A 23,515-nucleotide genomic window follows, 5' to 3' on the forward strand; every position below is an offset into this window, starting at 1 on the left:
CCCGTGTTCATCGGGGCGAACACGGGATCTTTTGTCGCGATGGTGTTGAGACAGATGCTTGGCGTCAGAGCGGTGCCAGGATCATCAGGATTTCGTCGCGATCATCGCCGAGGGCGAGGCGAAGAGCGCCCGGCCAACGACCGATCTCCTTCCAGCCCAAGCGGCCGTAGAAGTCCTCCAGCCCAACGCCGCCGCGTGCAGCCAAGTGGAGTTGTTCCAGCCCCATCTCGTCGCGGGCGATGTCACGAACGTGATTCATGAGAGCAGCCCCGATGCCGCGGCCCCGCAGGCCCGTCCGTGTCTGGACATGGTGGAGCGTCCCCCAGTGGGAGATGACCTCAAAGGGATCACGCCGAACATTCAGCCACCCGGCGAGGTTGCCGTTGATCGATGCGACCACGAGGCGGCTCGTCTCAGGGACAAGACCCTCGATGAGGGAGTCGACCGCAGGGGCGGCCTGGCTCGCGTCGATGGGCGGGAAGGGGAATCCTGCTGCTCCGCCGGCGTTGGTGACCTCAATCCAGCATCCAATGAGTGCTTGCCTGAGTTCCGGCGTGACGTCACCTGGGGCTGTGACCTGTCGCAGGTCGAGGGGTCCACTATTCATGCAGGAGATCCTTGCACCCAGCACTGACAGTTCTGGGTGGGTCCGGGATCAGCATGGGCCGATCGTTTCGGTTCGGGAGGCGCGTCGTTCGTCGAGCGCGATGACGGCGCCGCGTCCGGCCACTTCCTCGCGGAGGCCCGCGTTGTCATGGTGCAGGGCGGCGATCACGGTGGCTGCTGCCTCAAGGCGGCCCTGGAGCTGGGTCCGCTCACGTTTCAGTTCTTTCAACTGGCGTCGGACTTCGCCGAGTTCGGTGTCTCGACGGGCTTCTCCTGGGGTGCGTGCGCCGGTCGCGGCCGTCCGCTCGTTCCACTCGGTGAGGATGTCGGGGGCCCGGTTCAATGTGGCCCTGCTGACGCCGGCTTCTCTGTAGAGGTTTTCCTTGATCAGGCGTCCGTCGGTGCGGGTGGGCTTGCCTGCCAGGAGCCGTTCCATGGCGGCTCGCAGGGCTTTCTCGGCTTGGCCGGAGACGCGGGTGCCGGTCATTTCTCGGCCCTCCGGATCACAGATCGGACGTCGTCGAGGTGGTGGTTGAGCTGATCTCGGAGGCATCGGGGGAGCTTCGGTGTCTCCAGCAGGGTCAGCAGGCTGGTCTCCTCGCTTCGCCAGATCTTCAGGTGCTCGGGGGTGATCACGCTGTTGGGGCAGCGGCCGGGCTGGCAGCGGTCGATCAGGGGTCCGGTGTGGCCGGGCGGGATGACGGCTTCCTCGATGCACTTCGCCTCGTCGGGCCGGTTGTGGTCGAAGGTGCAGTGGTTGAGCTTGCCGAAGCGGAGTGAGACACGGGTCTTGCGGAGGAAGTCGTATTCGGTCCGTTTGTCGCCGCTCTTCGCGGTGCGGGTCGCCTCGTCAGCCGCCTTCTTGACCGCGTCGAAGGTGTCGGCGAGTTTCTCGGCGCCTGGGCCGTAGCCGATGGTCTCGCCTGCGTGGTGCCGTTCGTAAAGTTCGTGCAGGCGGGTGAACCGGGCGTGCTCGATCGCGGAGTCCAGCCAGGCGGGCCCAACGGGTGTCGGAGGCGGCATAGCCCTGGGTGGATCGGTTGGCCAGGGCCCGGACCGCGGAGTGTTTGAGCTGGAGTCCCAGGGCGATCTCGGCGCCGGGCTCGTTGCTGACCAGCATGGACATCGTCTTGCGGAACTGGTGCGGTGCGACGTGGTCGTCCGGGATCTCCGGCAGTCCGGTGTCCTGGCGGTGTGCGTTGACGTGCCGGACGTAGTGGTCGATGAACTTCTGGCTCGCGCTGAAGCGATCGGCGGTTTCGGGCAGGCCGGGGTCGGCGAAGACGAGTTCGGGATGGAGCGCGAGTTCTTCGGCGACCACGATCGCGCGGGCGACCGGTTCCGTGATCCACCAGTGCTCCAGCGGCCTGCCGGGATCTTGCTTGCGCTTGCGGGAGACGACTGCGGGGGCGCCGAAGAACTCGTCGACCAGGCCGCCGCGGCTGATCTCCCGGATCTCGCTGTCGCGCATCATCGACAGCGCGGCCACGAAGATGTAGCAGGCGGCCCGCAGGGCCCGGCATTCGTCCTCCAGTGTTCGGCCGTTGAGCCCGGGGTGCCAGGGTCCGGTCGTGTCGTCCGGGCGGGTCACCTGCACCGGATCGTCGATGAGGTTGAGCGCGCTCGGCTCGTCGTCGTTCACGAATGCGTCGCGGGATCGGATGATGTCGGCCGAGAAGGTGTGGATGTAGGTCCAGGCGGCTTTAGCGAGTAGCCGGGAGGGATCTCACCTCCCGGCTCTCTCAGAACCGTGCGTGAACCTCTCGATTCACACGGCTCCCATCACCCGGTCGTTCGAGGCCGGAGGAGTTTCCAGTGGGCGAAGAGCCCCGGGTAGAGCTTGGCGGTCTTCTCCAAGCCCTGCCATGCCCGGCTCCGGCGACGCCGGAGCCGCTTGTACTTCTGCACGGCCCATCGCATCAGATACTGATCGATGCCCTTCAGGCTCGGGACCAACGCGGACGGATAGAACCGCCCGTAGTAGCTGATCCATCCCCGCACGACGGGATTGATCTCCCGTGCAAGGTCTGCCAGGGACGACCCACTGCGCAAGTGCAGCCGCCATCGGCGGATCTGTGCCCGGATGCGCTTGGCCGCCTCGTCGCTGATCGCCGGGTTGAAGCCGAAGAAGTAACTCCCCGTCCTCGACCGGACTTTCCGCGAGCGGAACGTGTACCCGAGGAAGGTGAACGAGACGTGCTCGTACGAACCACGCCTCTTGCCATCCTTGCAGTACACGATGCGGGTCTTGTCGGGATGCAGCCGCAAGCCCCCGCACTCGGCCAGCCGCTGGCCGATCGCCTGACGCACCTGGTGCGCCTCGGCCTCGGTGCGGCAGTGAACCACCATGTCGTCGCAGTAGCGCTCGAACCGGACACCCGGGAAGACCCGATCCATCCAGGTGTCGAACGCGTAGTGCATGAACAGGTTCGCCAACAGGGGCGAGATCGCCGAGCCCTGGGGACTCCCACGATCCCGCGCGACCAGTTCGCCACTCTTGTGCCGCAGCGGAGCCTTCAGCCAGCGCTCCACATACAGCAGAATCCACCGCTGGTCGGTGTGGTGGGCCACCGCCTTGAGGACCAGGTCGTGGTCGAGGTTGTCGAAGAACCCCTGGATGTCGATATCGACCGTCCAGTTCGTCCTCCAGCACCGCTCCCGACAGGCCGCGACCGCGTCCAGCGCGCTTCTGCGCGGCCGGTATCCATAAGAATCGGGGTGGAACATCGGTTCCACCTCCGGTTCCAGGACCATGGCCGCCGCAGTCTGCGCGATTCTGTCCGCGACCGTCGGCACCCCGAGAACCCTGACCTTGCCCGATCCCCCAGACTTGGGGATCTCCACCATCCGCACCGGCGGCGGGAAGTAGCTGCCCGACGACAGGCGATTCCACAGTTTGTAGAGGTTGCCCCGCAGGTCAGCCTCAAACCGCTCGATCGACTCGCCATCAACCCCGGCCGCTCCCCCGTTCGCCTTGACCCTGAGATACGCCTCCCAGACCACATGCTTCGAAATCTCGAACGACTTCAGCCCACTCATCCGGCTCCTCCCGGGAACTCCGGTTGACCGCCAAGCAGACCTGGATGATCCGTCCCCTTCGCTCCACCCGCATTACCGGGCTTCGTCACTACTACGAGACGGTCTGCCCCCGTGCCCCGCGTCAGTACTCCGCCCCTTGCGGTGTTGGCCGCTTGGGGATCTCCCTCTCGGCGCCGGCCCCACGGGCCGGCAGCAGTATCGGGGCGACAGGTTCTCACGTTCCATGCAAGAGCCCAGGTCAGGCTCGCGCCGCCTACATGCCGGACGCCATCCGGGCAGTCAGCAGGCTCCCCCCGGACTTGTCCCAGAGCCCTGGTCTCGCCCTGGTTTCGACGCCACTGGAATTTGTTACGACACGTCATCAGCGGTTCGCTCCCGCTCGCCTTCCTGACCCACACCTGACGCGATCAGGTCGCGCCTTTTCCCGCAGCGCTCACCACGAACGGCACTTAACCGACGCAGCCTGCGGTGGTTTGAAGCCTCCCCCTGCAGGGCGACCCCGGAGGACCTACCTCCATCTCCTGCACAGCACCGCTTCCAGAAGCTCCTACATCGACGCCTCCTTCAGCGTTCGTGACACACGACCAGCGCAAACCACGTCTCGGGCCGGATGTTGGGGGTGGTGAGTTCGCTGGTGTCGCGTGTGTCGTTGGCGATGGCCCGGATGGTGCGGCCCGGCCAGGGGTCGGCCGGCAGGCCGCCGCCCGTCAGGGCGGGCGACAGCTTATGCAGGAGCCGGACGGACTTGGCGTAGAGACGCAGGGAGGCCGGGGACCGGTCTGCGTCTTCCTTGCTGGTGAGGAAGCGGTGCATGTCGCTGGACGTCCAGGCGAGGGGATGCGGCCCCAGGCTTTCCTGGGTGGTCCATGCGATCAGAGTCCGGAAGCCGGAGAGGAACTTGGGCATGGTGCGCAGGTCCATCGGGTCGCGTCCCAGGTCGACCCCGGTGTCCAGCAGCGCGGGGTGCTGGGGGTTGAGCACCACCATCAGCAGTTCCCGGATGCGCATGTTCCACTCGCCGGGGAACAGCTTGAAGATGGCCACCCAGTGGGCCGGGGCGACGTTCGCGGGGCGACGGACGGCGTCGAAGGGCCAGCGGTCGCTGCGGCCGAAGGCGGGGACCTCGATGCCGGACCGCAGCGGACGGCCCTGAAGCACCGGCTCGTCGGGGCGGAACAGCTTCGACTCGGGTGCGGGCGGCGCGTGGTGTACGGAGTTGTGTGCCCAGTCGGCGGTGGTCATGAGTCGAACTCCACGTGTGCGGTTCCTCAACCGGCGGATGTCCTGCTTCCCGCCGACCGTGACGCCCCGCCGCTTGAGCCAGCCGGCGAAAACGCCGCCGATCCTGTGAGTGTCGAACGGGGCGAAGATCAGCTCACCGCCCGGATGGTCGTCCTTGGGACGGGTGAGTTCGGCGCTCGTGAACAGTTCCGGAAGCAGAACCGTGGACCACTCCCGCTTGCGCATCCCGGTCATCAGCGCCAGCTCGGCCGCCGCCCGGTTGCGGTGCGGGAACCCGCCCCGGAAGGCGGAGTCCACCTCTCCGTCCGGACGCTGTCCGCCCAGACCGACATCGCGGAAGAACAGGTACTGCTCAAGCGCCAGGTGCCGGACCTGCATCCCGTGGAACATCCCCGAGCCGTACGCCTTCGGCATCCGCAGCGGCCCATGCGTCAGGTGCCCCGCCTTACGCAGCCAGGCGAACAGCCCGTTGACCGTCGAGGACTCCCGGTCCCACGTCTCCGGGCCGATCGGGACCGCTCGCAGTTCGAGCCGCTGACGGCGATAGGCCACCAGGTCGCCCTCGGTTGCCGAGAGCAGGTCCCGCCCGCGGAAGGCGAGATAGTCGGCGAGCCTCAGCACGACGTACGCGTACGAACGCATCGTCTCCGGGTCCCGCCCCAGATAGGCCAGATGTCGAAACCACGAACACAGCGGCTCCACCGGGTTCATGTCCGCCCCGAGCACCACCGGCATCCCGTCCGGCAGCACCCGCCGGTCCACTAGCGACACCGCCCCCGCCGACGCTTCCGGCAGTCCCTCCGCGTACCTCTCCACCAGAGGCCGCTTCACGAAGTACAGGTCCAACTTCCCTCCCTGGAACATCGCCCAGAACAGAGAAGAACAGGACAAACCGCAAATGATCTAGAGGCCGATGATCAAACCACCCTTTGCAGTCAGACACCGCAAAACCATGGAGAGATGAAACGGGAAACAGTGCCATTTGCCTTGTCCGTCCAGTCAGGGGTGCCGCACTCTTTCGTGCAGCAACCCTCATGCTCCTGGATGGACGGTCCTGGAGGTTTCCGTGCTGCAGCCGTCCACCGAGTTCTGTGCGGCGCGCGCGGGCCACGAATTGACCTGGCGATGGCTCGCTCACGTCGAGCTCAGCTTTTCCGCATGTTCCCTTCGCTCACCTGCCCGCCGGACGTGTGGGTCCAGCTGGCGAGGATGGCGAGGGCTTCTACGGAGGGTGAGGCGGGTTCGGGGGTCAGGATGGTGAGGTTCTGGTCGGGGTCGCCCTCGACGGCCAGGACGACGTAGTCGAGGGTGAGGTCGCCGACCAGCGGGTGGTGGAGGCGTTTGGTGCCGGTGGTGTGGGCGAGGACGTCATGGTGGTCGGCCCACATCCGGCGGAAGGCATCGCTCTGCACGGACAGCTCCCCTATTAGCTCGGTGAGTTGGGGATCGTCGGGATGGCGTCCGGCGTACAGGTGCAGCGTGGCGACGCAGTCTCCGGCGGCCGTGTCCCAGTAGTCGGCGTACAGGGCGTGGGCGGCTTCGTCGAGGAAGACGTAGCGGGCGAAGTTGCGCTCGCGGTGGGGCCGGGCCTGGAAGTCGGTGAAGAGGGCGTAGCCGAGCCGGTTGGCGGCCAGGACGTCCATACGTCGGCCCAGGACGATCGCGGGAGTGTCGAGTGCGTCCAGGGCCCGGTACGGGACGGGGCGCACCCGTTGCGGGCTGAGCGGTCGCCTGCGGCGGACCCGGGTCTCGGTGGGCCGGGCGAGATCGAAGAGGTGGGCGCGTTCGGTGTCGTCCAGTTGCAGGGCGCCGGCCACGGCCTCCAGTACGGCGTGGGAGACGCTCTGGGTGCGGCCGCGCTCCAGGCGGACGTAGTAGTCGACGCTGACCCCGGCGAGCTGGGCGACTTCCTCGCGCCGCAGCCCCGGGACCCGGCGGGCGCCCGGCTGCGGGGTGAGGCCGGCCTGTTCGGGGGTGACCCGGGCGCGGCGGGTGCGCAGGAACTCCCGGATCTCGGTGCTGCGGTCCATGAATCCACGGTACGGCCGCCCCGGACCGTCGGCTGCCGGGAAAGGGGTACTGCGGGACCCCCGGTGGAGGGGTGCCCTTTACGGCGTCCCGGGCGGGGTCGGCGGGTGGTTGCCTGGATTACGGGCCCACCGCACCGCACGCCCAACCCCACCTGGCTCAGAGAACAGGACACCCCCATGGCTCCCGCGACCGCATCGAATCTGACCGGCACCGTCGCTCTCGTCACAGGCGCGAGCAGTGGTATCGGCGCCGCCACCGCCCGCCTACTGGCCGAGCACGGTGCCTCCGTGACGCTCGTGGCCCGCCGCAAGGACCGGCTGGACGACCTCGCCACCGAGATCGAGAAGGCGGGCGGCACGGCCCTGGTGGTGGAAGCGGACATCAGCGACCGCGCCCGGGCCGAGGCCGCCGTACAGCAGTCCGTCGAGCACTTCGGACGGCTGGACACCCTGGTCAACAACGCCGGCCTGATGCTCCTGGGCCCGGTCGTGGGCGCGGACGCCGAAGAGTGGGAGCGGATGATCGCCGTGAACGTCCGGGGCCTCCTCCACATGACCCGCGCCGCCCTCCCACACCTGATCGAGGCCGCCGACGAGGGACCGCGCCGGGTCGCCGACATCGTCAACATCAGCTCGATCGCCGGCCGCGTGGCGTGGAACGGATACGGCGTCTACAACCTCACCAAATTCGGTGTGAACGGCTTCACCGAGTCCCTGCGCCAGGAGGTCACCCAGCGCCACGTGCGCGTCGGTGTCCTCGAACCGGGCGGTGTGGACACCGAGTTGGGCTCGCACAACAGGCCCGAGATCCAGGGCGCGATGATCACCCCGTTCTACGAGACGACCGAGGTCCTCGCCCCGGACGACATCGCCGACGGCGTCGTCTACATGGTCACCCGCCCCCGCCACGCCTCCGTCGGCGAACTGTGGATCATGCCCACCGACCAAGCCTGACCTCCTCTCCTCCCATCCACTGCTCGGCCTCCGCGGGACGCCACACAACATCACCGAACAACACCGGGTGCCGGAGCACGGCACCTGAAAGGACCCCCCATGAGCAAGGTCATTCTCGTCACCGGTGCCGGACGCGGCCTGGGCACGGACATCGTCCGCGAGGCCCTCGCTGCCGGCCACCAGGTCGTCGCCACCGGCCGCCGCCCCGATCAGGTCGAGAAGACCCTGGGCGGGCCGCAGGGCAATCTGCTGGTCACCAAGCTGGACGTCACCAGCCTGGAGGACGCCGAGGCCGCCGCGCAGGCCGCCGTCGACCGCTTCGGTCGCATCGACGCCCTCATCAACAACGCCGGAAACTTCTTCGCCGGCTACTTCGAGGAGATCACGCCCGCGCAGATGCGCCAGCAGATCGAGACCAACCTCTTCGGACCGATGAACGTCACCCGTGCCGTCCTGCCTGTGATGCGCAAGCAGCGCGCCGGGCACGTCGTCACCCTCTCTTCGTCCGCCGGTCTGATTGGCCAGGAGTTCTGTGTCGCGTACGCCGCCTCCAAGTTTGGCGTGGAGGGCTGGATGGAGTCGCTGCGCTACGACGTCGAGCCTTATGGCATCCACACCACGGTCGTGGAGCCCGGCTTCTTCCGCACCGAACTCCTGGTCGACGGCTCCACCACCTGGCCCGAGCCCACCATCGACGACTACACCGAACGCACCACGGCTACCATCACGGCCTGGAAGAGCATGAACGGCCAGCAGACCGGCGACCCCGCCAAGCTCGCCCGCGCCCTGCTGACCATCGCCGACCAGGAGAAGCCGCTGCTGCGCTTCGTCGCCGGTGCCGATGCCATCGAAGGCGTCGAAGCCAAGGCCAGAGAACTTCTTGCACAGGCCCAGGCATCCCGCCAACTGGGCGGCGACCTGGCATATGGCGACGACAACGCCTGAGCACCAGCCAGTGGCAGAGTCACGCATCGGGCGGGCCCGGCCCGCCCGATGACTACTGAAAGCGAACGTAGCCCCCTCCCGATCCCTGAAGTGGGGCTACTCGGGATCAACGGGACCCATCGGAACCGAGCACCACGTGACCGGCAGCCGGGCGGCCAGGTTGTCGACCTGATGGCCGTCCTGCAGGAGAGCGTCCGCAAGGCGCAGGCTGCGCGCGGCGAGGACACGGGCGATGCCGAGGTCCACGAGATGCCGACGGCCAAGAAGAAGACGGCCGGGAAGGCGGCGCCTGCCAAGAAGACCGCGAAGAAGTCCGCGGCGGCGAAGAAGCCGGCCCGGCGGCAGCGGGGCGCCTAGCCCGAAGTCCCGTGCAGGTGGGGGAGTAGAGGTGCGGCGTCGGCTGTGGCGGGTCAGTCGAGGATGTGGAGCTGCGCGTCGGGCTTGCAGTGCGTACGGGCGCGCACGCCGGAGGTGAGGAGTCGGCGTGCTTCGTTGCGCGGGACGGGGCGTCGTCGTTTGCCTGCGGCGTAGCAGTTGCCCACGTGCACTTCGATGGGCGGGCGTCCGTTGCCGATGCCGACTTCGACGATCCAGTCCGGCTCCTGTGGCCGGTTCTTCAGGACCCGTTCCTGTTCGGCTTCCTGCTCTTGAAGGTCGGCGATCTTGGTGTCGATGCGCTGCAGCCACATGGCGTGCCACACCCGCAATCTGTGGAATCAGCTTTGTCAACTCTGTGGCGTATCAGCCAGATGAGGGCGGCTGGTCCCTGCTGCGGCGCGGATGGCTGTCCAACACTGCTTCACCACACCCGAGAGCGTGCGCCGGGTCCGGCCCCGCTTGCCCCGCACCGGCGGCAGCCCGTCGATCAGTGGCAGGAGCCGGGTGATGTCGTTGCGGTGGCCGCTGGTGAGCGACACCCGCAGCGGGGTGCCGTGCGCGTCGGTCAGCACATGATGCTTCGAGCTCGGCCGCGCACGGTCAACCGGGTTCGGACCGAACCTATGTGTCGGACTCGGGCGTGCCTCCCGACACGGTGTTCTCATCGCGGAACCCGATCTTGCGGTGGGTCCCGTCGCAGAGTGGCTTGTTGTCTGAGTGGCCGCAGCGGCACAGCGTCATCCTGATGCGGGTCTCCAGTGGCTGACCGTCCGCCCTGAACACAGGCACTCCGCCAGTGACCCACAACGCGCTGGCCTGACCGTTCTCCTCCTCGAGGACCGAGATCGCCTGCGGAAGGTCGGGCTCGATCGGGTTGCCGTCGCGCTGAAGGGCGTAGCTGTACGACCCGGACGGGCAGTCGCCGATCCGTCCCATGACGTTGGAACGTACGTCGCTGTCGTCGGTGTCGGCGAGCATCTCGGCGATCGGCCTGGTGCGGCCGATGCAGAAGGCGGCGTGGATGCACAGCTCGCCGACTCGCTTGGCTGAGATGCCCACTCCGTCGTGAACGTGCTGCACTTCCTCGTAGGGACGGACATCCGCCGACTCCGTGCCGTCGAAGCCGATCACGGCGTGAGTCCCGTCGCAGAACGGCTTCGAGCCCGAGCGTCCGCAGCGGCACAGCACGTAGATTTCCTCGGTCTGGAGGGTCTCACGTGTTTCCCAGCCCAGTGAATCGTCTTGCTCGGACACGATCTTGCGTTTGCGTCTCAGCGGGATCCGCCCGTAGACCACGTACGGGCCATTGTCGAGTACGACGATCCGGCGCCGCTCGTCGCCGCTCACCGGCGGGACTCGGGGGCGACGTACTCGAAAGTCGGGCCGGCTGTGGTGCCGTCCGCGTCGGGCATCTCCATCAGGCCCTGCGCCTGCGCCTTGAGCGCATACATCATGCCGGTCGCGGCCCCGAGCGATTTCGGACTGCCGTTGAAGGCCTGATCCAGGAGATGGAGCAGTCCGCAGTACGTCCGGTTGAACTCCTCCTGGGCGGTACGGATCGGACTGCCCACAGGGTGATCCGCCATGCGCTGATTGGGGCGCATCGGGCGGACGTCGGCGAGGTCGACCGCGACCGCTGTACCCGTGGGGCCGGACTGCGGCGTGTCACCGCGCCGGTATCGCCGGCCCAACTTGAGCTCCTGGAAGCGGTAGTAGTGCGAGACCTCGTCGCGCTCGGGGTGGAAGATGTCCTGGTCGCCGTCCCAGACTTCGCCGCGTGCCGTACCTTCGCCCTGCTCGACGATTTCCTCCAGCGCCGTCAAAGCCGAGGCGAGATCGGTGATCGCAGCCAGTTGTCCGCCGGTGTGGAGGAAGGGACCGGCGGTGACCTGGCGAGCCGGGTCACCGCAGAAGACCTCCCGCTCGCCGATTTCGGCGCACAGGTGACGCAGTCCTTCCTCTATCGCGTCGTAGAACTGCCCGATCGTCTCGTAGTTGTCGCCCTCGGCCGGAGCACCAGGCAGCGCCGGCTGTTCGAGGCGGAGAAACATCTCCAGTGCCTTCGCGCCGTACGGGACGAGTGACAACTCCAGGGAGCGGTCGCCGTGCGGCAGGGACCGGGGGTGGCGAGGCAGCATCTGCGGCGTGTCCAGGCGAGGCTGCCCGCCGACCGCGTTGAGGAGGTTCGCCGCCAGCGACAGGTGGATCATCTCCTCGACGAAGACGCCGGCTATCACCTGAACGGCATCCGGGTTCCGCGACGGTTCGAGCGAGTAGAGCGCGCAGAGATAGGGCGGCAAAGTGGCGTGTTCCAGTTCGATCGCCCACTGCATATGCTCCCGAAGGCTTTCGAGCGTGGCGATCCGTGCGGTCGAAGGCACCTCGGCGATCTCGAGCTGTTCCGGGTGATTCATGGATGGTCTCACTTCAGCTGTCGAGGGGGTCGGGCAAGTACGTCGGCGCGCAAGAAGCGTTGCCGCGCGGTGATGACGGCAGGGACACCGTTTTGCTCGCCGCGGCATACGTTGCTGTCAGATCATCAACCAAGACCGCGCAGCCATACGATCTGTGACAACTCCGCGCGCCTGGGGGTCTCCACAGCGATGCTTTGGCGTGACGGCGTGATGGTCACACGGCGGTCAGTGGTGCACGAGCAGCATGAGACCGTGCCCAGGGCCTTCGATGCGTGCCAGAAGTGGGTGAAAGGACACCACACCCGTTAAAGGAGCTGCTACACAGCCTCTTTCCGGAGGTCGGGTTTTGAAGCACGGTGGCGTACCGCTTGCCGTTCGGACGAGTGTCGATGGACGGGTAGCCGAACGGCAGTGGCGACGCGCCGTCCCTGCCCGTTACGGGCACCGTACGACGGGCAGGTGATTTTGGGGGCGAAGAGTTGCCTACTTGTCTGTCCCGCAGTCTTTCAGCGGCTCCGGGGCATCCACTGGAGAGTTGCCCGCTCCTGGGGTGCCACTCGCGCCTGAGACGTTCATGTTCCCGAATAGCGCTTTGTTGATCGCCATCTGGTACTGGATGGACCCATCCGTGTCTTTGGCTGACGCCTCCTTGATCGGTAGCAGAGGGCCAGACGCGAGGCGGGTCCACCGCTGACCGTAGACGTCAACGAGGGACACACCAACGATCCTGTAGTTGACTTCCGTTCTGATGCCTACGGCATGCACAACTTCAGCTGGGATGGTCACTTTGGAGCATGGGGGCAGTTCTCCCAGGTCGAGCGTGAAGTTGTGCGCTCTTTCGTTGACGATACCGATATCGGCTTCCGTGGTAATGCCGATGATGACCTGAGCGACCGGATCCAATGAGCGGTTCATGACGAAACCAGTGATCTTGCCCGGCTCTCCGCGTGGCGCGTTGGTGCCGTCGATCTGGGTCCAGGTCGAGACCTGTACAGCCTGCTGACGGAGTTCCCGGTCGGCGTCCTCGCGTGACTGGTCGAGCTGGGCCTGTGCAGTCCGAACGCTGTAGTAACTGGTCCAGCCGGAGAAGGCCAGACCTACGGAGGCTGCGAGCGCCGCGATCACAGTGCTGATCTGCATCCAGTCGATGCGCCGCGGCTGCTGGGTGGAGGAGTCGTTGGTTTGAGTCTGATCCGATGTTCCGTCATCCGCTGGTTGCGGTCCTTGCTGAGACTGTTGATCCTGAACCACTTAACCTCCTTGGCGATCACCCCAGTGTTTTCCCGCCGGGCTCCAGCCACCGGGCCCTCGTGAGGTGACCCCTTCGCCATGGGCATGCGTGATGAGACACAGCTTCTAGGGGCCTGACCACCACGGTCGGGGCTCTTACGTTTACCCCTCAACTCCTCAGCGGTTCATCGCAGTACAGCTACGCTTCCGCCACAGATCACGTCACGGGGGGAACTTGATGTCACCACGCTGCACCCGAGGTTCGTCCTGCCAGTCCGTCGTCATTCGCCTCGTGTGGGGTGTTGGCGTCCCGCGGACAGGCCGGCCCGCGACCGGCCCCGCGTGCGGCGTGATAGCGGTAGAAGCCCATGACCGCGTGGACCCGGCTGGCCACGGTCGCGTCGGCCGTCCGTAGAGCGCCACGACGTCCTCAGCCACGCCTCCGCGACGCAACTTGCCTACGAACGTACCGAGTTCAGTGACCCCGATCGCGTCACGGCCTCGCCCATGACCCCCCGCTGGGTACTTGCCACCGTGCCCCCTCTGTCATCACTGTCGGCGACATCTCACCGCATACCGGATATCGCATCGCTCAGGGAGCTGACACGGTGCACATCACTTATGTCACAGACGTGAGCGGCACCGCGAACAAGGTGCGGATAACACATGGTCCCGCTCGCGGAAGCCTGGCGCTCCGGCGCCGACACCTGGACCGCGGACCAGCGCCGCGACTTCGGCAGCGACCTGAAGGACCCGCAGTTGCTGATTGCGTCGGAGTCGTCCGGACGACGCCGACTGGTGGCGTGTTGGCCTCGGCTGAGGATCCTGCTGTGCGCCGAGGGCGCCCTGACGGTGACTGTGCTGACGCCGACCGGGCTTGCCTGCGTGCAGGGGTGGGCTCCTCCTGGTAGGAGGAGCCCACTTCATGGGATGTGTGAGGGGTTATTCCGTGCGCAGGCCCGCTGGGCGCATCATGCGCAGTAGCGGCGGCAGGCTGAGCAGCGTGACCATGCCGACCACGGCCGCGCCCACGCCGGTCATGGTGAGCACGCTCGCCCAGTCCATGGTCACCGGTGTACGGGTCATCTTCAGCAGTACTGCGCCGAGGGTGACGCCCACCGTCGTGGCCAGTACGAGACCGAGTCCGACCGGGAGGGCTGTCTGCCACAGCACCGACAGGCTCAGCGTGCGGCGCCGGGTGCCGAAGGCGACCAGCGCGGAGAGCAGCTTCCTGCGCTCGCGCAGCTGTTCCAGCTGGGAGACCAGCAGGCTCGCTCCGATCAGTGCCAGCACGAAGGCGGAGCCGACGAACAGGCCGGTGCGGATGGAGGTGTACTTGACGTCCTCCTGGGTCGCCGACCAGCCGTAGGTTTGTGCCAGGGGGTCGATGCGGGCGGCGACGTTGCGTATGTACTCCCGTGAGTCCGGCACCGAGGGGTCCAGACGCAGGTAGACACCGTCCGAGAACACCGCGGGCGCGGCCTTGTGGGGCAGGACGGCGGGGGTGACCAGCAGACTGGTGTAGTCCTGCAGTGAGTCCTTGCGCGCGTTCACCTCACGAACGTTCGCCGGAACGGTCCAGGGCACCTCGAGCCCGCGTTCGGCGCCGTCGTACGACGGGTCGATGTAGAGCTGCCGACCGGGCTTCACCAGGGCGATTTCGGATGCGTTGCTGGGGGCCGAGTAGCCGCTCCGCGTTCGCGTGATGAACACGTCACCGTCCTTGCAGGAGGGCAATGTGGCGAGTTCGCGCAGGGCGGCGCAGTCACCCACGGTCAGGCCGTTGCTGTTCTTCGGGTTGCGACGTGAGTCCCCGTACTGGGAGCGGGCCAGGGCCACCGCGGCCCGGACACCCTTGGTGCCGGTGAATTCGCGCTCGATTCCGGACAGCGGCTTGGGGCCGCTGAAGTCGACCTGCATCTGGACCCGGCTGGGGTCCTTGCCGGTGTTCTCGGTGTACTGGCTCTGCGTTCCCGTGAAGAGCATCTGCAGCGCGATGGCCCCGGCCACCGCCACGGCGATGCCGTTGACCATGCGGGCGGCAGTGCCGCTACTCAGCTGCAACCGTCGCACGGCCAGCTGCCAGGACAGGGGGCCCTTGCCGAGCCGGACGACGACCGCCTCCACGACCCAGGGCAGCAGGGCGGTGATGCCGATCAGCAACATCAGGACGCCGCCGATGACGAGGTACTGGTTGAAGTTTCCGTTCTTGTGGCCTTGGCCGATCATCGGGTAGAGCATCCCGAGGCCGGCCAGAGTCGGCAGCAGCCGCCACCACAGCCGGCGGCGGCTCTGCTTGGCCGCGCGCACGACACCGAGGGGTTCGACGACCACGCCGCGCATCGCGAGCAGCGTGACCAGCACCGCGGAGACCGGCACCGCCACCGCGACCAGCGCGGCAAGCGCGGGAGTGGGGTCGAGGTAGCTGGGCCAGACGCTCACGCCCAGCAACTCGCCGGTGCCCAGCTTCTGGCGGCCGAGCAAGAAGAAGCCGGTGCCCACGGCCAGGCCGAGCAGGGCTCCGGCCAGCGCCTCGCCCGCCGCGATCCGCCGGGTCATCCCCCGGTCGGAGCCGACCAGGCGCAGCGCGGCGAGGCGGCGGTCGCGGCGTTCGCCGCCGAAGCGGACGGCGGCGGCGATGAACACGGCGACCGGCGTCAGCAGCACCACGAACACGACCAAGACCATGAGCAGCAGCACCGGGTCGGTCTTCTCGGGCGTCGCGTCCGGTTTGCCGAACTTGGTCAGCCGTGCCACCAGGGAGGAGTCCGTGAGCTTCAACCCCGAGGCGCCCGCGTAGTAAGCCAGTTCGTGCGAGCCGATCAGTCCGCTCTCGCCGATCGTGCCGGTGATCTTGTACGGCAGGCGCTCCCGCAGCAGTTTCGCGTCGTCCGAGTCCAGCAGGTCCTTGAGTGCGGGGGAGACCACCATCTCGCCCTTGCCCGGGAAGCGGTCGACCCCCGGGGGCAGCGGCGCCCGCCTGCCCTCGGGTTGGACGAACCGGCCCTGGATGTCGTCGTCGTGCCAGGTGGTGTCGGCGTCGGCGATCAGGAGAGTGTTGTCGGCCTTGGGCGGGACCGTCCGGGAGTACACGTTGGCATAGCGGGCGTCTTCCACCTTGCTGCGGGCGGCGAACACGTTGGGCATCGCGGTGCACAGCAGGAGCAGCGCCACGCCGAGGCCGACGCCGACCGCTGTCAGCGTCATTCGGACCCAGCCCTCGCGGCCGCCGGTGACGGCGAACCGGGCTCCCATGGCGAGGTCTCTGGACCACCGGCGCGGACTCATATGGCGTGCTCCATGTCCCGGGACTTGCCGTCGCGTACGACGATCTCGCGGTCGGAGTAGGCGGCCACCCGTGTCTCGTGGGTGACGAGGACGATGGCGGCGTTGGTGGAGCGGGCCGCGTCGGTGAGCAGTTCCATCACGCGCTCGCCGTTGTTGGAGTCGAGCGCGCCGGTCGGTTCGTCGGCGAACAGCACCCGGGGGCCGGTGACCAGCGCGCGTGCCACGGCGACGCGCTGGCCCTGGCCGCCGGAGACCTCGCCGGGCCGCTTGCCCTTCAGGTCGTCGACCTCCAGGCGTTCCATCCAGCCGAGCGCCGCCCGCTCGGCTTCCTTGCGGGAGGTGCCGTTCAGCCTGAGTGGCAGGGCGACGTTCTCCACGCAGGTCAGTTCCGGCACGAGCTGCCCGAACTGGAACACGAAGCCGAACTGGGAGCGGCGTAACGCGCTGCGCTGGGCGTCGCTCATCGTCGTCACCTCGCGCCCGTTGTAGGTGATCGACCCGGAGTCGGGCGGCAGGATGCCCGCGAGGCAGTGCAGCAGCGTCGACTTGCCGGAGCCGGAGGGGCCCATGACGGCGACGACCTCGCCGGGTTGGATGGAGAACTCGGCGCCGTCGAGGGCGTGGGTGTGCCCGTAGGTCTTGCGCAGGTCCCGCGCGGTGAGCAGGGAACCAGGGGGAGAAGTCGTCATGGGGTTACAGCCTCACGGAGTTTGTCGAGTCGGGCGGCGGTCAGTTCCAGCCAGCGCAGGTCGGCCTCGAGGTGGAAGAGGGCGTGGTCGCAGATCAGCTGGTCCGCCAGATCGCCCTTGCGCTTGCGGTCGGTCAGGATGCGCATGCTGCGCAGGTGCTCGGAGCGTTGGGTGTCCAGGATGTCGGCGGCGTTCCGGTGGGTGAGCAGCGCGAGGACGACTTTGGTGTAGAGGGCCGACTGGAGGTACTCCTCCGGCTTCTGCGGTGTCGCGAGCCACTGCTCTACGTCGGTGATGCCGGCGTCGGTGATCGCGTAGCGCTTGCGCTCCGGGCCGCCGCCGGCCTCGATCCCGTCGACCTCGACGAGGCCGTTCTTCAGCAGCCGGGACATCGTCGAGTAGACCTGGCCGTAGTGCAGCGGCCGGTCGTGACCGAACGTCTCGTCGAAGGCCCGCTTCAGGTCGTAACCGTGTCGCGGGCCGGACTCCAGGAGCCCCAAAAGGGTGTGACCGATGGACATGAGCACACTATACACACCATGTATACGCTGCATGTATACGTCGAGTGTGTAGCTCATGGCGGGGCGTACGGTCGTGCAGGTGAGGGAGGGGAAGCCGCCACTTGTCACGATTCCGAAACGGGTCGAGCCCGAACTGACCACCCCGATAGAAGTTCACCGGGGATCTCCACGTATCTACGCGGGACCCTCACTCGGCAGCGGCCGTATTTCAGCAGGTCAGCGCATTCCGTCGGTTGGCCGCGGGTCGGAGGGATCCGGCACTGCGTCGTCCGTGTGGCCGGCGCCGAGGGATCGTCGCGGGCTGGGCAGCTCTGTGGGGTGGGTTCCGAGGACTTGGCGGGCTCGCAACTCGCCGAGGTCTGGCAGATGGACGCCGGGCAGTGCGTCGAGAAGGTCGGTCTGGGCGGCGCGGATGTTCTGCAGGGAGCCTCGGGGCCGGTGCCAAGAGTGCGGCGGGTGGTCAGGGTGATCATCGTAAGGGCGGCGCTTGGCCGGAGGGTAGTGGGAAGCCCGGCGCCGTACGGTGGGCACGTCGCCAGGCTCACTTGAGCAACGCGCCGTCCGGCGGGTGGTTACGGCCCCTTCCGCCCGGCCGGGGATCGGCAAGGCCGAGGCCGGCTGAACTGCGTGCGCCGGCCGGGATGCGGCGAAACGGGTGCCGGGCCGCGAGCGGGGACTGGCCGTGGACGTGCTGGGCCTGGTCATCGCCGTTACTGTCCTCGCCGCGAGCACGCACGCCAACGCCGCGGGTATCGCCCCACTCGACCAGGTCGCCGGGAACGCCGGAGGCACCGTCGAGAAAGCCCTGGTCGACCAGGGCTTCAAGAACCAGGTTGCCGCCCACGGCACCCTCCTGGGTATCGACGTCAAAACCGTCGCACGCAACCCGCAGGACAAGGGGTTCGTCCCGCAGCCGAAGCGATGGAGGGTCGAGCAGACCTACGGGATCCTATGCACCGGCGCCTGGTCCGCGACTACGAACACCGCCCCGCCTCCTCCGCCTCCCGCGTCTACTGGGCGATGGACCCAGGTCATGGCCCGCCAACTCACCGGCGCGAACACTCCCACCTGGCGCGACCCTCAGATGGTGACCGCGTGAACATCCAGCCCCTGCTCGACACGTTCGGCATCCAGGAGGACGCCGCCCGGGCCCGGGCCGACGACCTCCGCACACAGATCACCGAACTGTAGGAACGGCTGCGGGGAACCGAGCCCCACCTCGAGCGCCTGGCCATCACCCGGAAGACCGTCACCACCCTCAGCGAACGGCTCCCCGCCCACCCAGTCTCGCCCAGCCTGCTCGATCACCCGGACCACCCCCGTAGTCCTGGCCGTCTTCAATGAGGCCACAGGCGCCCGCTGCGGGCCCGTGATGTCTGCGAAGCCCTCGACCACGAACCGCTGCCGAATCGCCTCCGCGCCGGCCACGGCTGCCGACGCGGGCCTGAAGATCCCCGTGCGCACTACGCCCCCCCGGACCTCGGCGCGCTCACCAAGCAGGGAAGAGGAAACGCCGGCAGTGGTACCACCCCGCCGGATCCGACGCCTTCGGAGTGACCCGGTGGCACAGCCCGGGCGGGGCGTCGGCAGGTGCCTCATGATGTGGGCGGGTCCAGCTGCGGCTCCAGCCGTACCTCGGTCACGCTCACGCCCTCCGGAGCGCCGAACGCCTCAACCATCACGCCGTTGCTGATGGCGGTGACCTCCAGAGCCAAGTGCTCGGCCCCCACACGCACGTCGAGCCTTGCCACGGGCTCACCCGAGAAGTCCGGCATGCGGTGGATCCGCGCCGCCGGGTAGTTCAGGCTCGTCAGCGTGTCCCGCATCTCCCCGTACGTGGCCGTGTCCTTCCCCGAGAACGCCCTGCTGATGCGCAGTTGATGCCTCTGGGCGGCGCACTCCTCTGTCACAGTCAGCGGCACCGGGTCGACCAGGACGGGCAGGGTGGAGTCGGGGGTCGGCTCCGCTGCCGTGGTGTCGGCCGAGGCCGATGCCACGGCAGCAACGCCGCTGGAGGCGTCCGGGGCACAACTCTGCGAGATGAGGTCCGCCATCTCGAGGAACCGCGCCTCCGCGCCGTCGTCGCTTGTCGCCGCGACGGTGCTGACCACGGAGGTCTGATCGGCGGTGGCATTCTGCGCGCCGAAGCCGACCAGGACGACGACGCCGCCAAGAGCGGTTGCCAGCAAGGACTTCGGGAGGAATATCGATCGCATGTCCATACCATGCAGGCTGCCGACCACCGCCCACATGAGTACCCGTACTCAATCCACCAGCACATCAGCTCACCAGCGACCGCCAGTCCACCAAATCCGCCGCCGTCAGCAGCCGCGTCGGATCCGTCCGTGAACGTACGTGCAACTTCAGGTAGACGTACGTCAGATGGACTTCCTCCGTCTTCCGGGACGCGAACAGCGTGGCCGCACGGAGATCGACACCGGCAGCTTCGCCAGGAAGCAGTAGCGCAGTGGCGGGAGATGCCGCAGGAGTTCGGCGCCTGGTCGACCGTGCACAACCGCTTTCGGCAGTGGCGTGATGCAGGCGTGAGCCTTGGTCGGTCTCGGCGATGGGCAGGTACGGCCCGATGAACTCCCACTCAGGATCCGTCAGTCAGAAGATCTACCCTTCCAGGCCCCGCCGCGAGGGCGAAGACCGGGACTGCCACCGTCCGCCTTTCGAGTCGAAGGAGGCCAGGACATTGCTGACGCCTTGGCGTAGCCGCGACGCAGGAGGTTCTCCATCAGCGGCGCTGTGGGGGCGGTGGAAGTTGTAGTGGATGTTCCAGATCGCGAGTGCTTCTCGACGCTGGTCTTCGGATAGCCATGTGCGTGCGTAGAGGAACTCCTCGGCAAGGATGCGGTTGTATCTCTCCACCTTCCCGTCGTGTCGAGGCGTGTACGGGGTGATCCGCTGGTGGCGTGACCCGAGCAGGGACCGAGCGAATGCGTCAGCGCGGTAGCAGGCACCATTGGCGGGCACGACTCGCTCGATGTGGGTGATGCCCCGTCGATGGCGGAATAGAGGTACACGTAGCCGCCGCACTCGCTCTTGCCCTTGCGGCGCGCGACTGCCTTTGCCTGTTGACTTCCGCGACCGTGGACACGCCAGCCACCACCGTCGGGGATCCGGCCGGCCTTCTTCACGTCGACGTGCACCATGTGGCCGGGCCGTCGAGCAGTGATCGTCCGCGGCTCTCGGTGGGTCTTGCCGTTGGGGTCGATGAACTTCCGTCGGTTCAGACCGAGGACGGCCAGGTGGCGGGTGACCGTGCGGCGCGAAATCACCATCCCGTCGACGGTGAGCTCGCGGGCGATGCGAGTGGCCGAGCACTTGTGGGCACGCCGCATCTCCTCAATGCGTGTGACCACGTCGACTGGTGTCGCACTTGGCTGATGATGCGGCGTCGAGCTTCGATCAATCAACCCGAGTTCGCCATGTCGCCGGTGCCGGTTTATCCACTTCGACGCCGTTGCTCGGGAAATCCCCATCTCTGCGGCTACATGCGCGATCGGACGAGTCTTGCAACGCTCGATCAATCGGCGGCGACCCTCCACGGACACCGGTGCGTTCGCGTGGGTCATGGTGTGGTCGAGGCTGTACGGGACGCGTGGTGCCGTGCGCCAGTGACGATGAGTGAGACGTTCTGCGAGGCCCCGGATGAAGGTCGCGGGTTCAAGTGGACTCGACGGGTTCGAAGCGGACGGTGTTCGCGCCGACCCGGTGCTTTCAGGGGTTGCCCAACTCTGGCTCGATGCTGGCCATTTTGTGCACCCGGACTTGCCCACGCCTTGACGATCCGTTTCCTGCACGTTCAGCCAGCCGCCTGTGCCTGCGTTGTGTGCCGTCCCTAAGGTCCCTGAGTGTTTCGGAAGAAGGGGCTCATGGACACACCTCTCGCAGTTCAGGCTCGCGGGATCACCAAGTGTTTCGGTGACGTCGTGGCACTCGACGGCGTCGATCTGGACGTGGCGCAGGGCCAGATCCACGGCCTGGTCGGACCGAACGGCGCCGGCAAGACGACGCTGCTCGGTCTCCTGCTGGGCCTGGCCGTCGCCGACAGCGGCCACCTCGAGATCCTGGGCACGCCGCTCAGGCGCGCGCTCGCCGCTCCCGACGGCGTCGCCGGCTTCGTGGACGGGCCCGGCCTCTACCCCTCGCTCACCGCCCGGCAGAACCTCGCCGCGCTGGCCGCTCTGCGAGGCCACGACGCGCGGACAGCGGGAGTCGACGACGTGCTCGACCAGGTCGGGCTCACCGATGTCGCCGACGACCAGGCCCGCGGCTTCTCCCTCGGCATGCGTCAGCGGCTCGGGCTCGCCGCCGCCCTGCTCACCAAGCCCCGGCTGCTCGTGCTCGACGAACCGTCCAACGGCCTCGACCCGGCCGGCAAAAAACACGTACACGGTGTCCTCACCAGGCTCGCGGCGGAGGGAACCAGCGTCGTGCTCTCCAGCCACCGCATGGACGACCTCCAGGCACTGTGCTCCGAGGCCACCATCGTTGCCACGGGACGGGTCGTCTTCTCCGGCCCGCTGAGCAAGCTGGCCGCCGAGAACCGTGCACTCGACTACCGGCTGCTCACCTCCGACCCGCAGGCGGCCCGTCAACTGGCCCTCGACACGGCCGGAATCCGGATCGTCGACGACATCGGGGCACGGCACGACGCCGAGGCGCTCGTCGTACGTGCGCCGGTGCCCGCCCTCGATGAACTGGTCGTGCGGCTCGTGCAGGCGGGCATCGCGTTGCGCGAGTTCGCCCCCCTGGTGTCGCCGCTCGAAGCCGCGTTCCTCGCCCTCACCGAGCAGAAGGAGAACGGCCGGTGACCGCGACCATCGCCGACGACAACATTGCCGCAGCCCGCCGCGTCTCCGTTCCGCGCGCCTACCGCTTCGAGCTGGTCAAGCTGGTCTCGCAATGGCGGATCCGCCTGCTGGTCCTCGCCTGCTGGATCGCGCCGGCGCTCTTCGTCGCCGCGGTGAGCCAGCAGAGCACACTCCCCTCCGACACCCTCTTCGGCCGCTGGATGCACACCACCGGGTGGGCCGGAACGCTGGTGATGCTCGGCTTCGCGGGCACCTGGGCGCTCCCGCTGCTGACCTCGGTGGTCGCCGGCGACGTGTTCGCCTCCGAGGACCGGCTCGGCACCTGGCGCCATCTGCTCGTGGCGGTCCGCTCACCCAGGCGGATCTTCGCCGCGAAGGCACTGGCCAGCCTCACCGTCATCCTGCTGCTCGTGGCCGGACTGGCCGCATCCAGCACGGCCGGCGGGATCGTAGCGGTCGGCAACCAGCCGCTGGCAGGCCTCGACGGCCACCTGCTGAGCCCGGCGGACGCCGCCGGCAAGGTCCTGCTCGCCTGGATCTGCGTACTCGCCCCGACCCTGGCCCTCGCCGCGATCGGACTGCTCGGGTCCGTCACGCTGGGGCGGTCCCCGATCGGACTGTTGCTGCCCGCGCTCGTCGCGCTCGCGATGCAGCTCGCCCAGATGATGCCGCTGCCCGTCGCCGTACGCCTCGCCCTGCCCAGCTACGCCTTCATCGCCTGGAACGGTCTGTTCACCAGCCCCATGCAGCTCGGCCCGCTCCTGATCGGCATCGGGGTCAGCCTGCTGTGGGCCGTGACCGCGACAGCGCTGGCCTACGTGCTTTTCCTGCGGCGCGACTTCACCAACCCGACCTACGACGGCTCGGGGCGCCGCGCGGTCATCGCCGCAGGCCTGCCGCTCGCCGGGCTGGTCGCCGTCACGGTCGCGGTGCTCGCCTCGGCGAGCGGGGCCTCGGGCTCCGGGATCGAGCAGGACAAAGTGCAGCGCTCGGTCGCCACGGCGTTCGCCCACCTCTATCGCCTGCAAACCGAGCAGCTCAACCGCCCTGCCGTCACAGAAGCGCAGTTGAAGGCCACGGCGACGTGCGACAAGGGCAGCGTCAAGGTCGCCGCCGAGGGGCCGGGCAACGACTGGCGCTGCGTCGTGTCCTGGCATCTGCCCGGCATCGAGGTCGTGGGGACGGCGATCTATCAGCTCGACCTCACACCTGACGGTCGTTACATGGCCGACGGCGACGGACCGAAGGAAGTCAACGGCTACTTCCTGGTCCGCACCCCGACCGGGGACGCACCCAACCCGCTGTGGCAGTTCGACGGCAACGTCGACCTGCTCGCCACCCCGAAGGGATAACTCC

At 67.7% G+C, this 23,515-nt stretch carries 20 protein-coding genes and 4 pseudogenes; 8 read left to right on the forward strand and 16 right to left on the reverse strand.

Annotated features, from left to right (window positions below):
- Nucleotides 1-64: 64 nt before the first annotated feature.
- Genes OG819_RS53960 through OG819_RS53970 form a run of 3 tightly spaced genes read right to left on the reverse strand, consistent with a single transcriptional unit; the run spans nucleotide 65 to nucleotide 1,629 of the window.
- Nucleotides 65-607 (reverse strand): GNAT family N-acetyltransferase, encoded by a 543-nt coding sequence (locus OG819_RS53960; protein ID WP_266635765.1) that lies wholly within the window; start codon nucleotides 605-607, stop codon nucleotides 65-67.
- A 48-nt stretch (nucleotides 608-655) separates the two neighbouring features.
- Nucleotides 656-1,093: a hypothetical protein gene (locus OG819_RS53965; protein WP_266657244.1), complete on the reverse strand. Its 438-nt coding sequence runs from the start codon at nucleotides 1,091-1,093 to the stop codon at nucleotides 656-658.
- A complete protein-coding gene (locus OG819_RS53970) occupies nucleotides 1,090-1,629 on the reverse strand; it encodes a hypothetical protein (RefSeq protein WP_266657246.1) in 540 nt (179 codons plus the stop codon). Before OG819_RS53970 ends, OG819_RS53965 begins: the two co-directional genes overlap by 4 nt.
- Before the next feature lie 40 nt (nucleotides 1,630-1,669).
- Here OG819_RS53970 and OG819_RS53975 point away from each other — a divergent pair, with 40 nt between their 5' ends.
- Nucleotides 1,670-2,320, forward strand: coding sequence for a hypothetical protein (locus tag OG819_RS53975; protein WP_266657248.1), 651 nt, complete (start codon nucleotides 1,670-1,672; stop codon nucleotides 2,318-2,320).
- 68 nt (nucleotides 2,321-2,388) lie between these two features.
- Here OG819_RS53975 and ltrA read toward each other — a convergent pair whose 3' ends face one another.
- From ltrA to OG819_RS53990, 3 genes are all read right to left on the reverse strand, one after another.
- The gene (gene ltrA / locus OG819_RS53980) at nucleotides 2,389-3,645 is read right to left on the reverse strand and encodes a group II intron reverse transcriptase/maturase (protein WP_266649880.1); all 1,257 of its coding nucleotides are present in this window, start codon (nucleotides 3,643-3,645) and stop codon (nucleotides 2,389-2,391) included.
- Between the two features lie 564 nt (nucleotides 3,646-4,209).
- Complete coding sequence (locus tag OG819_RS53985) at nucleotides 4,210-5,778, reverse strand: hypothetical protein (RefSeq protein WP_266657250.1); 1,569 nt, start codon at nucleotides 5,776-5,778, stop codon at nucleotides 4,210-4,212.
- Between the two features lie 254 nt (nucleotides 5,779-6,032).
- On the reverse strand, nucleotides 6,033-6,917 hold the full coding sequence (locus OG819_RS53990) for a helix-turn-helix transcriptional regulator (protein ID WP_266657252.1): 885 nt from the start codon (nucleotides 6,915-6,917) through the stop codon (nucleotides 6,033-6,035).
- 177 nt (nucleotides 6,918-7,094) lie between these two features.
- Here OG819_RS53990 and OG819_RS53995 point away from each other — a divergent pair, with 177 nt between their 5' ends.
- The 3 genes from OG819_RS53995 to OG819_RS54005 all read left to right on the forward strand — a co-directional run bounded on the left by OG819_RS53995 (nucleotide 7,095) and on the right by OG819_RS54005 (nucleotide 9,173).
- Complete coding sequence (locus OG819_RS53995; protein WP_266657254.1) at nucleotides 7,095-7,871, forward strand: SDR family NAD(P)-dependent oxidoreductase; 777 nt, start codon at nucleotides 7,095-7,097, stop codon at nucleotides 7,869-7,871.
- 99 nt (nucleotides 7,872-7,970) lie between these two features.
- A complete protein-coding gene (locus OG819_RS54000) occupies nucleotides 7,971-8,816 on the forward strand; it encodes an SDR family oxidoreductase (protein ID WP_266635755.1) in 846 nt (281 codons plus the stop codon).
- 171 nt (nucleotides 8,817-8,987) lie between these two features.
- Complete coding sequence (locus OG819_RS54005; RefSeq protein ID WP_323139479.1) at nucleotides 8,988-9,173, forward strand: hypothetical protein; 186 nt, start codon at nucleotides 8,988-8,990, stop codon at nucleotides 9,171-9,173.
- A 53-nt stretch (nucleotides 9,174-9,226) separates the two neighbouring features.
- Here the strand turns inward: OG819_RS54005 and OG819_RS54010 are convergent, their stop codons facing one another.
- From OG819_RS54010 to OG819_RS54045, 8 genes and pseudogenes are all read right to left on the reverse strand, one after another.
- Nucleotides 9,227-9,517, reverse strand: a complete 291-nt coding sequence (locus OG819_RS54010; RefSeq protein WP_266657256.1) for a DUF6233 domain-containing protein — start codon at nucleotides 9,515-9,517, stop codon at nucleotides 9,227-9,229.
- Between the two features lie 126 nt (nucleotides 9,518-9,643).
- Nucleotides 9,644-9,817: pseudogene (locus tag OG819_RS54015) on the reverse strand (transposase); the annotation flags it as partial.
- Entirely contained in the window at nucleotides 9,816-10,541 is a 726-nt protein-coding gene (locus OG819_RS54020) for a CDGSH iron-sulfur domain-containing protein (protein WP_266637675.1), read from the reverse strand. The gene OG819_RS54020 and the pseudogene OG819_RS54015, both read right to left, overlap by 2 nt.
- The gene (locus OG819_RS54025; protein WP_266657258.1) at nucleotides 10,538-11,608 is read right to left on the reverse strand and encodes a ferritin-like protein; all 1,071 of its coding nucleotides are present in this window, start codon (nucleotides 11,606-11,608) and stop codon (nucleotides 10,538-10,540) included. Before OG819_RS54025 ends, OG819_RS54020 begins: the two co-directional genes overlap by 4 nt.
- Nucleotides 11,609-12,091: 483 nt before the next feature.
- On the reverse strand, nucleotides 12,092-12,859 hold the full coding sequence (locus tag OG819_RS54030) for a hypothetical protein (protein ID WP_266657260.1): 768 nt from the start codon (nucleotides 12,857-12,859) through the stop codon (nucleotides 12,092-12,094).
- 921 nt (nucleotides 12,860-13,780) lie between these two features.
- The gene (locus OG819_RS54035) at nucleotides 13,781-16,126 is read right to left on the reverse strand and encodes an ABC transporter permease (protein ID WP_266657262.1); all 2,346 of its coding nucleotides are present in this window, start codon (nucleotides 16,124-16,126) and stop codon (nucleotides 13,781-13,783) included.
- A complete protein-coding gene (locus OG819_RS54040) occupies nucleotides 16,123-16,815 on the reverse strand; it encodes an ABC transporter ATP-binding protein (RefSeq protein ID WP_266635746.1) in 693 nt (230 codons plus the stop codon). Before OG819_RS54040 ends, OG819_RS54035 begins: the two co-directional genes overlap by 4 nt.
- Nucleotides 16,812-17,336 (reverse strand): PadR family transcriptional regulator, encoded by a 525-nt coding sequence (locus OG819_RS54045; protein WP_266635744.1) that lies wholly within the window; start codon nucleotides 17,334-17,336, stop codon nucleotides 16,812-16,814. Before OG819_RS54045 ends, OG819_RS54040 begins: the two co-directional genes overlap by 4 nt.
- A 634-nt stretch (nucleotides 17,337-17,970) precedes the next feature.
- Between OG819_RS54045 and OG819_RS54050 the strand changes: the two are divergent.
- Nucleotides 17,971-18,435 (forward strand): annotated as a pseudogene (locus OG819_RS54050) (IS5/IS1182 family transposase); the annotation flags it as partial.
- A gap of 496 nt (nucleotides 18,436-18,931) precedes the next feature.
- Here the strand turns inward: OG819_RS54050 and OG819_RS54055 are convergent.
- On the reverse strand, nucleotides 18,932-19,552 hold the full coding sequence (locus OG819_RS54055; protein WP_266657264.1) for a hypothetical protein: 621 nt from the start codon (nucleotides 19,550-19,552) through the stop codon (nucleotides 18,932-18,934).
- Nucleotides 19,553-19,801: 249 nt separating this feature from the next.
- On the opposite strand from OG819_RS54055, the pseudogene OG819_RS54060 reads away from it, so the two are divergent.
- Nucleotides 19,802-19,882 (forward strand): annotated as a pseudogene (locus OG819_RS54060) (transposase); the annotation flags it as partial.
- A 136-nt stretch (nucleotides 19,883-20,018) separates the two neighbouring features.
- Here OG819_RS54060 and OG819_RS54065 read toward each other — a convergent pair.
- A pseudogene (locus tag OG819_RS54065) lies at nucleotides 20,019-20,917 on the reverse strand (leucine zipper domain-containing protein); the annotation flags it as partial.
- A 300-nt stretch (nucleotides 20,918-21,217) separates the two neighbouring features.
- Between OG819_RS54065 and OG819_RS54070 the strand changes: the two are divergent.
- Nucleotides 21,218-22,159, forward strand: a complete 942-nt coding sequence (locus OG819_RS54070; protein ID WP_266635740.1) for an ABC transporter ATP-binding protein — start codon at nucleotides 21,218-21,220, stop codon at nucleotides 22,157-22,159.
- Nucleotides 22,156-23,511 (forward strand): ABC transporter permease, encoded by a 1,356-nt coding sequence (locus OG819_RS54075; protein ID WP_266657266.1) that lies wholly within the window; start codon nucleotides 22,156-22,158, stop codon nucleotides 23,509-23,511. The genes OG819_RS54070 and OG819_RS54075 overlap by 4 nt, the downstream gene beginning before the upstream one ends.
- Nucleotides 23,512-23,515 lie beyond the last annotated feature (4 nt).

Source organism: Streptomyces sp. NBC_01549 (assembly GCF_026339955.1).
Lineage (GTDB): Bacteria > Actinomycetota > Actinomycetes > Streptomycetales > Streptomycetaceae > Streptomyces.

Bases quoted from the DNA above. Each gene is read 5' to 3' on its own strand.
- OG819_RS53960 (WP_266635765.1), bottom strand. From the start codon at position 607: ATGAATAGTGGACCCCTCGACCTGCGACAGGTCACAGCCCCAGGTGAC.
- OG819_RS53965 (WP_266657244.1), bottom strand. From the start codon at position 1,093: ATGACCGGCACCCGCGTCTCCGGCCAAGCCGAGAAAGCCCTGCGAGCC.
- OG819_RS53970 (WP_266657246.1), bottom strand. From the start codon at position 1,629: ATGCCGCCTCCGACACCCGTTGGGCCCGCCTGGCTGGACTCCGCGATC.
- ltrA (WP_266649880.1), bottom strand. From the start codon at position 3,645: ATGAGTGGGCTGAAGTCGTTCGAGATTTCGAAGCATGTGGTCTGGGAG.
- OG819_RS53990 (WP_266657252.1), bottom strand. From the start codon at position 6,917: ATGGACCGCAGCACCGAGATCCGGGAGTTCCTGCGCACCCGCCGCGCC.
- OG819_RS53995 (WP_266657254.1), top strand. From the start codon at position 7,095: ATGGCTCCCGCGACCGCATCGAATCTGACCGGCACCGTCGCTCTCGTC.
- OG819_RS54000 (WP_266635755.1), top strand. From the start codon at position 7,971: ATGAGCAAGGTCATTCTCGTCACCGGTGCCGGACGCGGCCTGGGCACG.
- OG819_RS54005 (WP_323139479.1), top strand. From the start codon at position 8,988: ATGGCCGTCCTGCAGGAGAGCGTCCGCAAGGCGCAGGCTGCGCGCGGC.
- OG819_RS54025 (WP_266657258.1), bottom strand. From the start codon at position 11,608: ATGAATCACCCGGAACAGCTCGAGATCGCCGAGGTGCCTTCGACCGCA.
- OG819_RS54035 (WP_266657262.1), bottom strand. From the start codon at position 16,126: ATGAGTCCGCGCCGGTGGTCCAGAGACCTCGCCATGGGAGCCCGGTTC.
- OG819_RS54040 (WP_266635746.1), bottom strand. From the start codon at position 16,815: ATGACGACTTCTCCCCCTGGTTCCCTGCTCACCGCGCGGGACCTGCGC.
- OG819_RS54045 (WP_266635744.1), bottom strand. From the start codon at position 17,336: ATGTCCATCGGTCACACCCTTTTGGGGCTCCTGGAGTCCGGCCCGCGA.
- OG819_RS54055 (WP_266657264.1), bottom strand. From the start codon at position 19,552: ATGCGATCGATATTCCTCCCGAAGTCCTTGCTGGCAACCGCTCTTGGC.
- OG819_RS54070 (WP_266635740.1), top strand. From the start codon at position 21,218: ATGGACACACCTCTCGCAGTTCAGGCTCGCGGGATCACCAAGTGTTTC.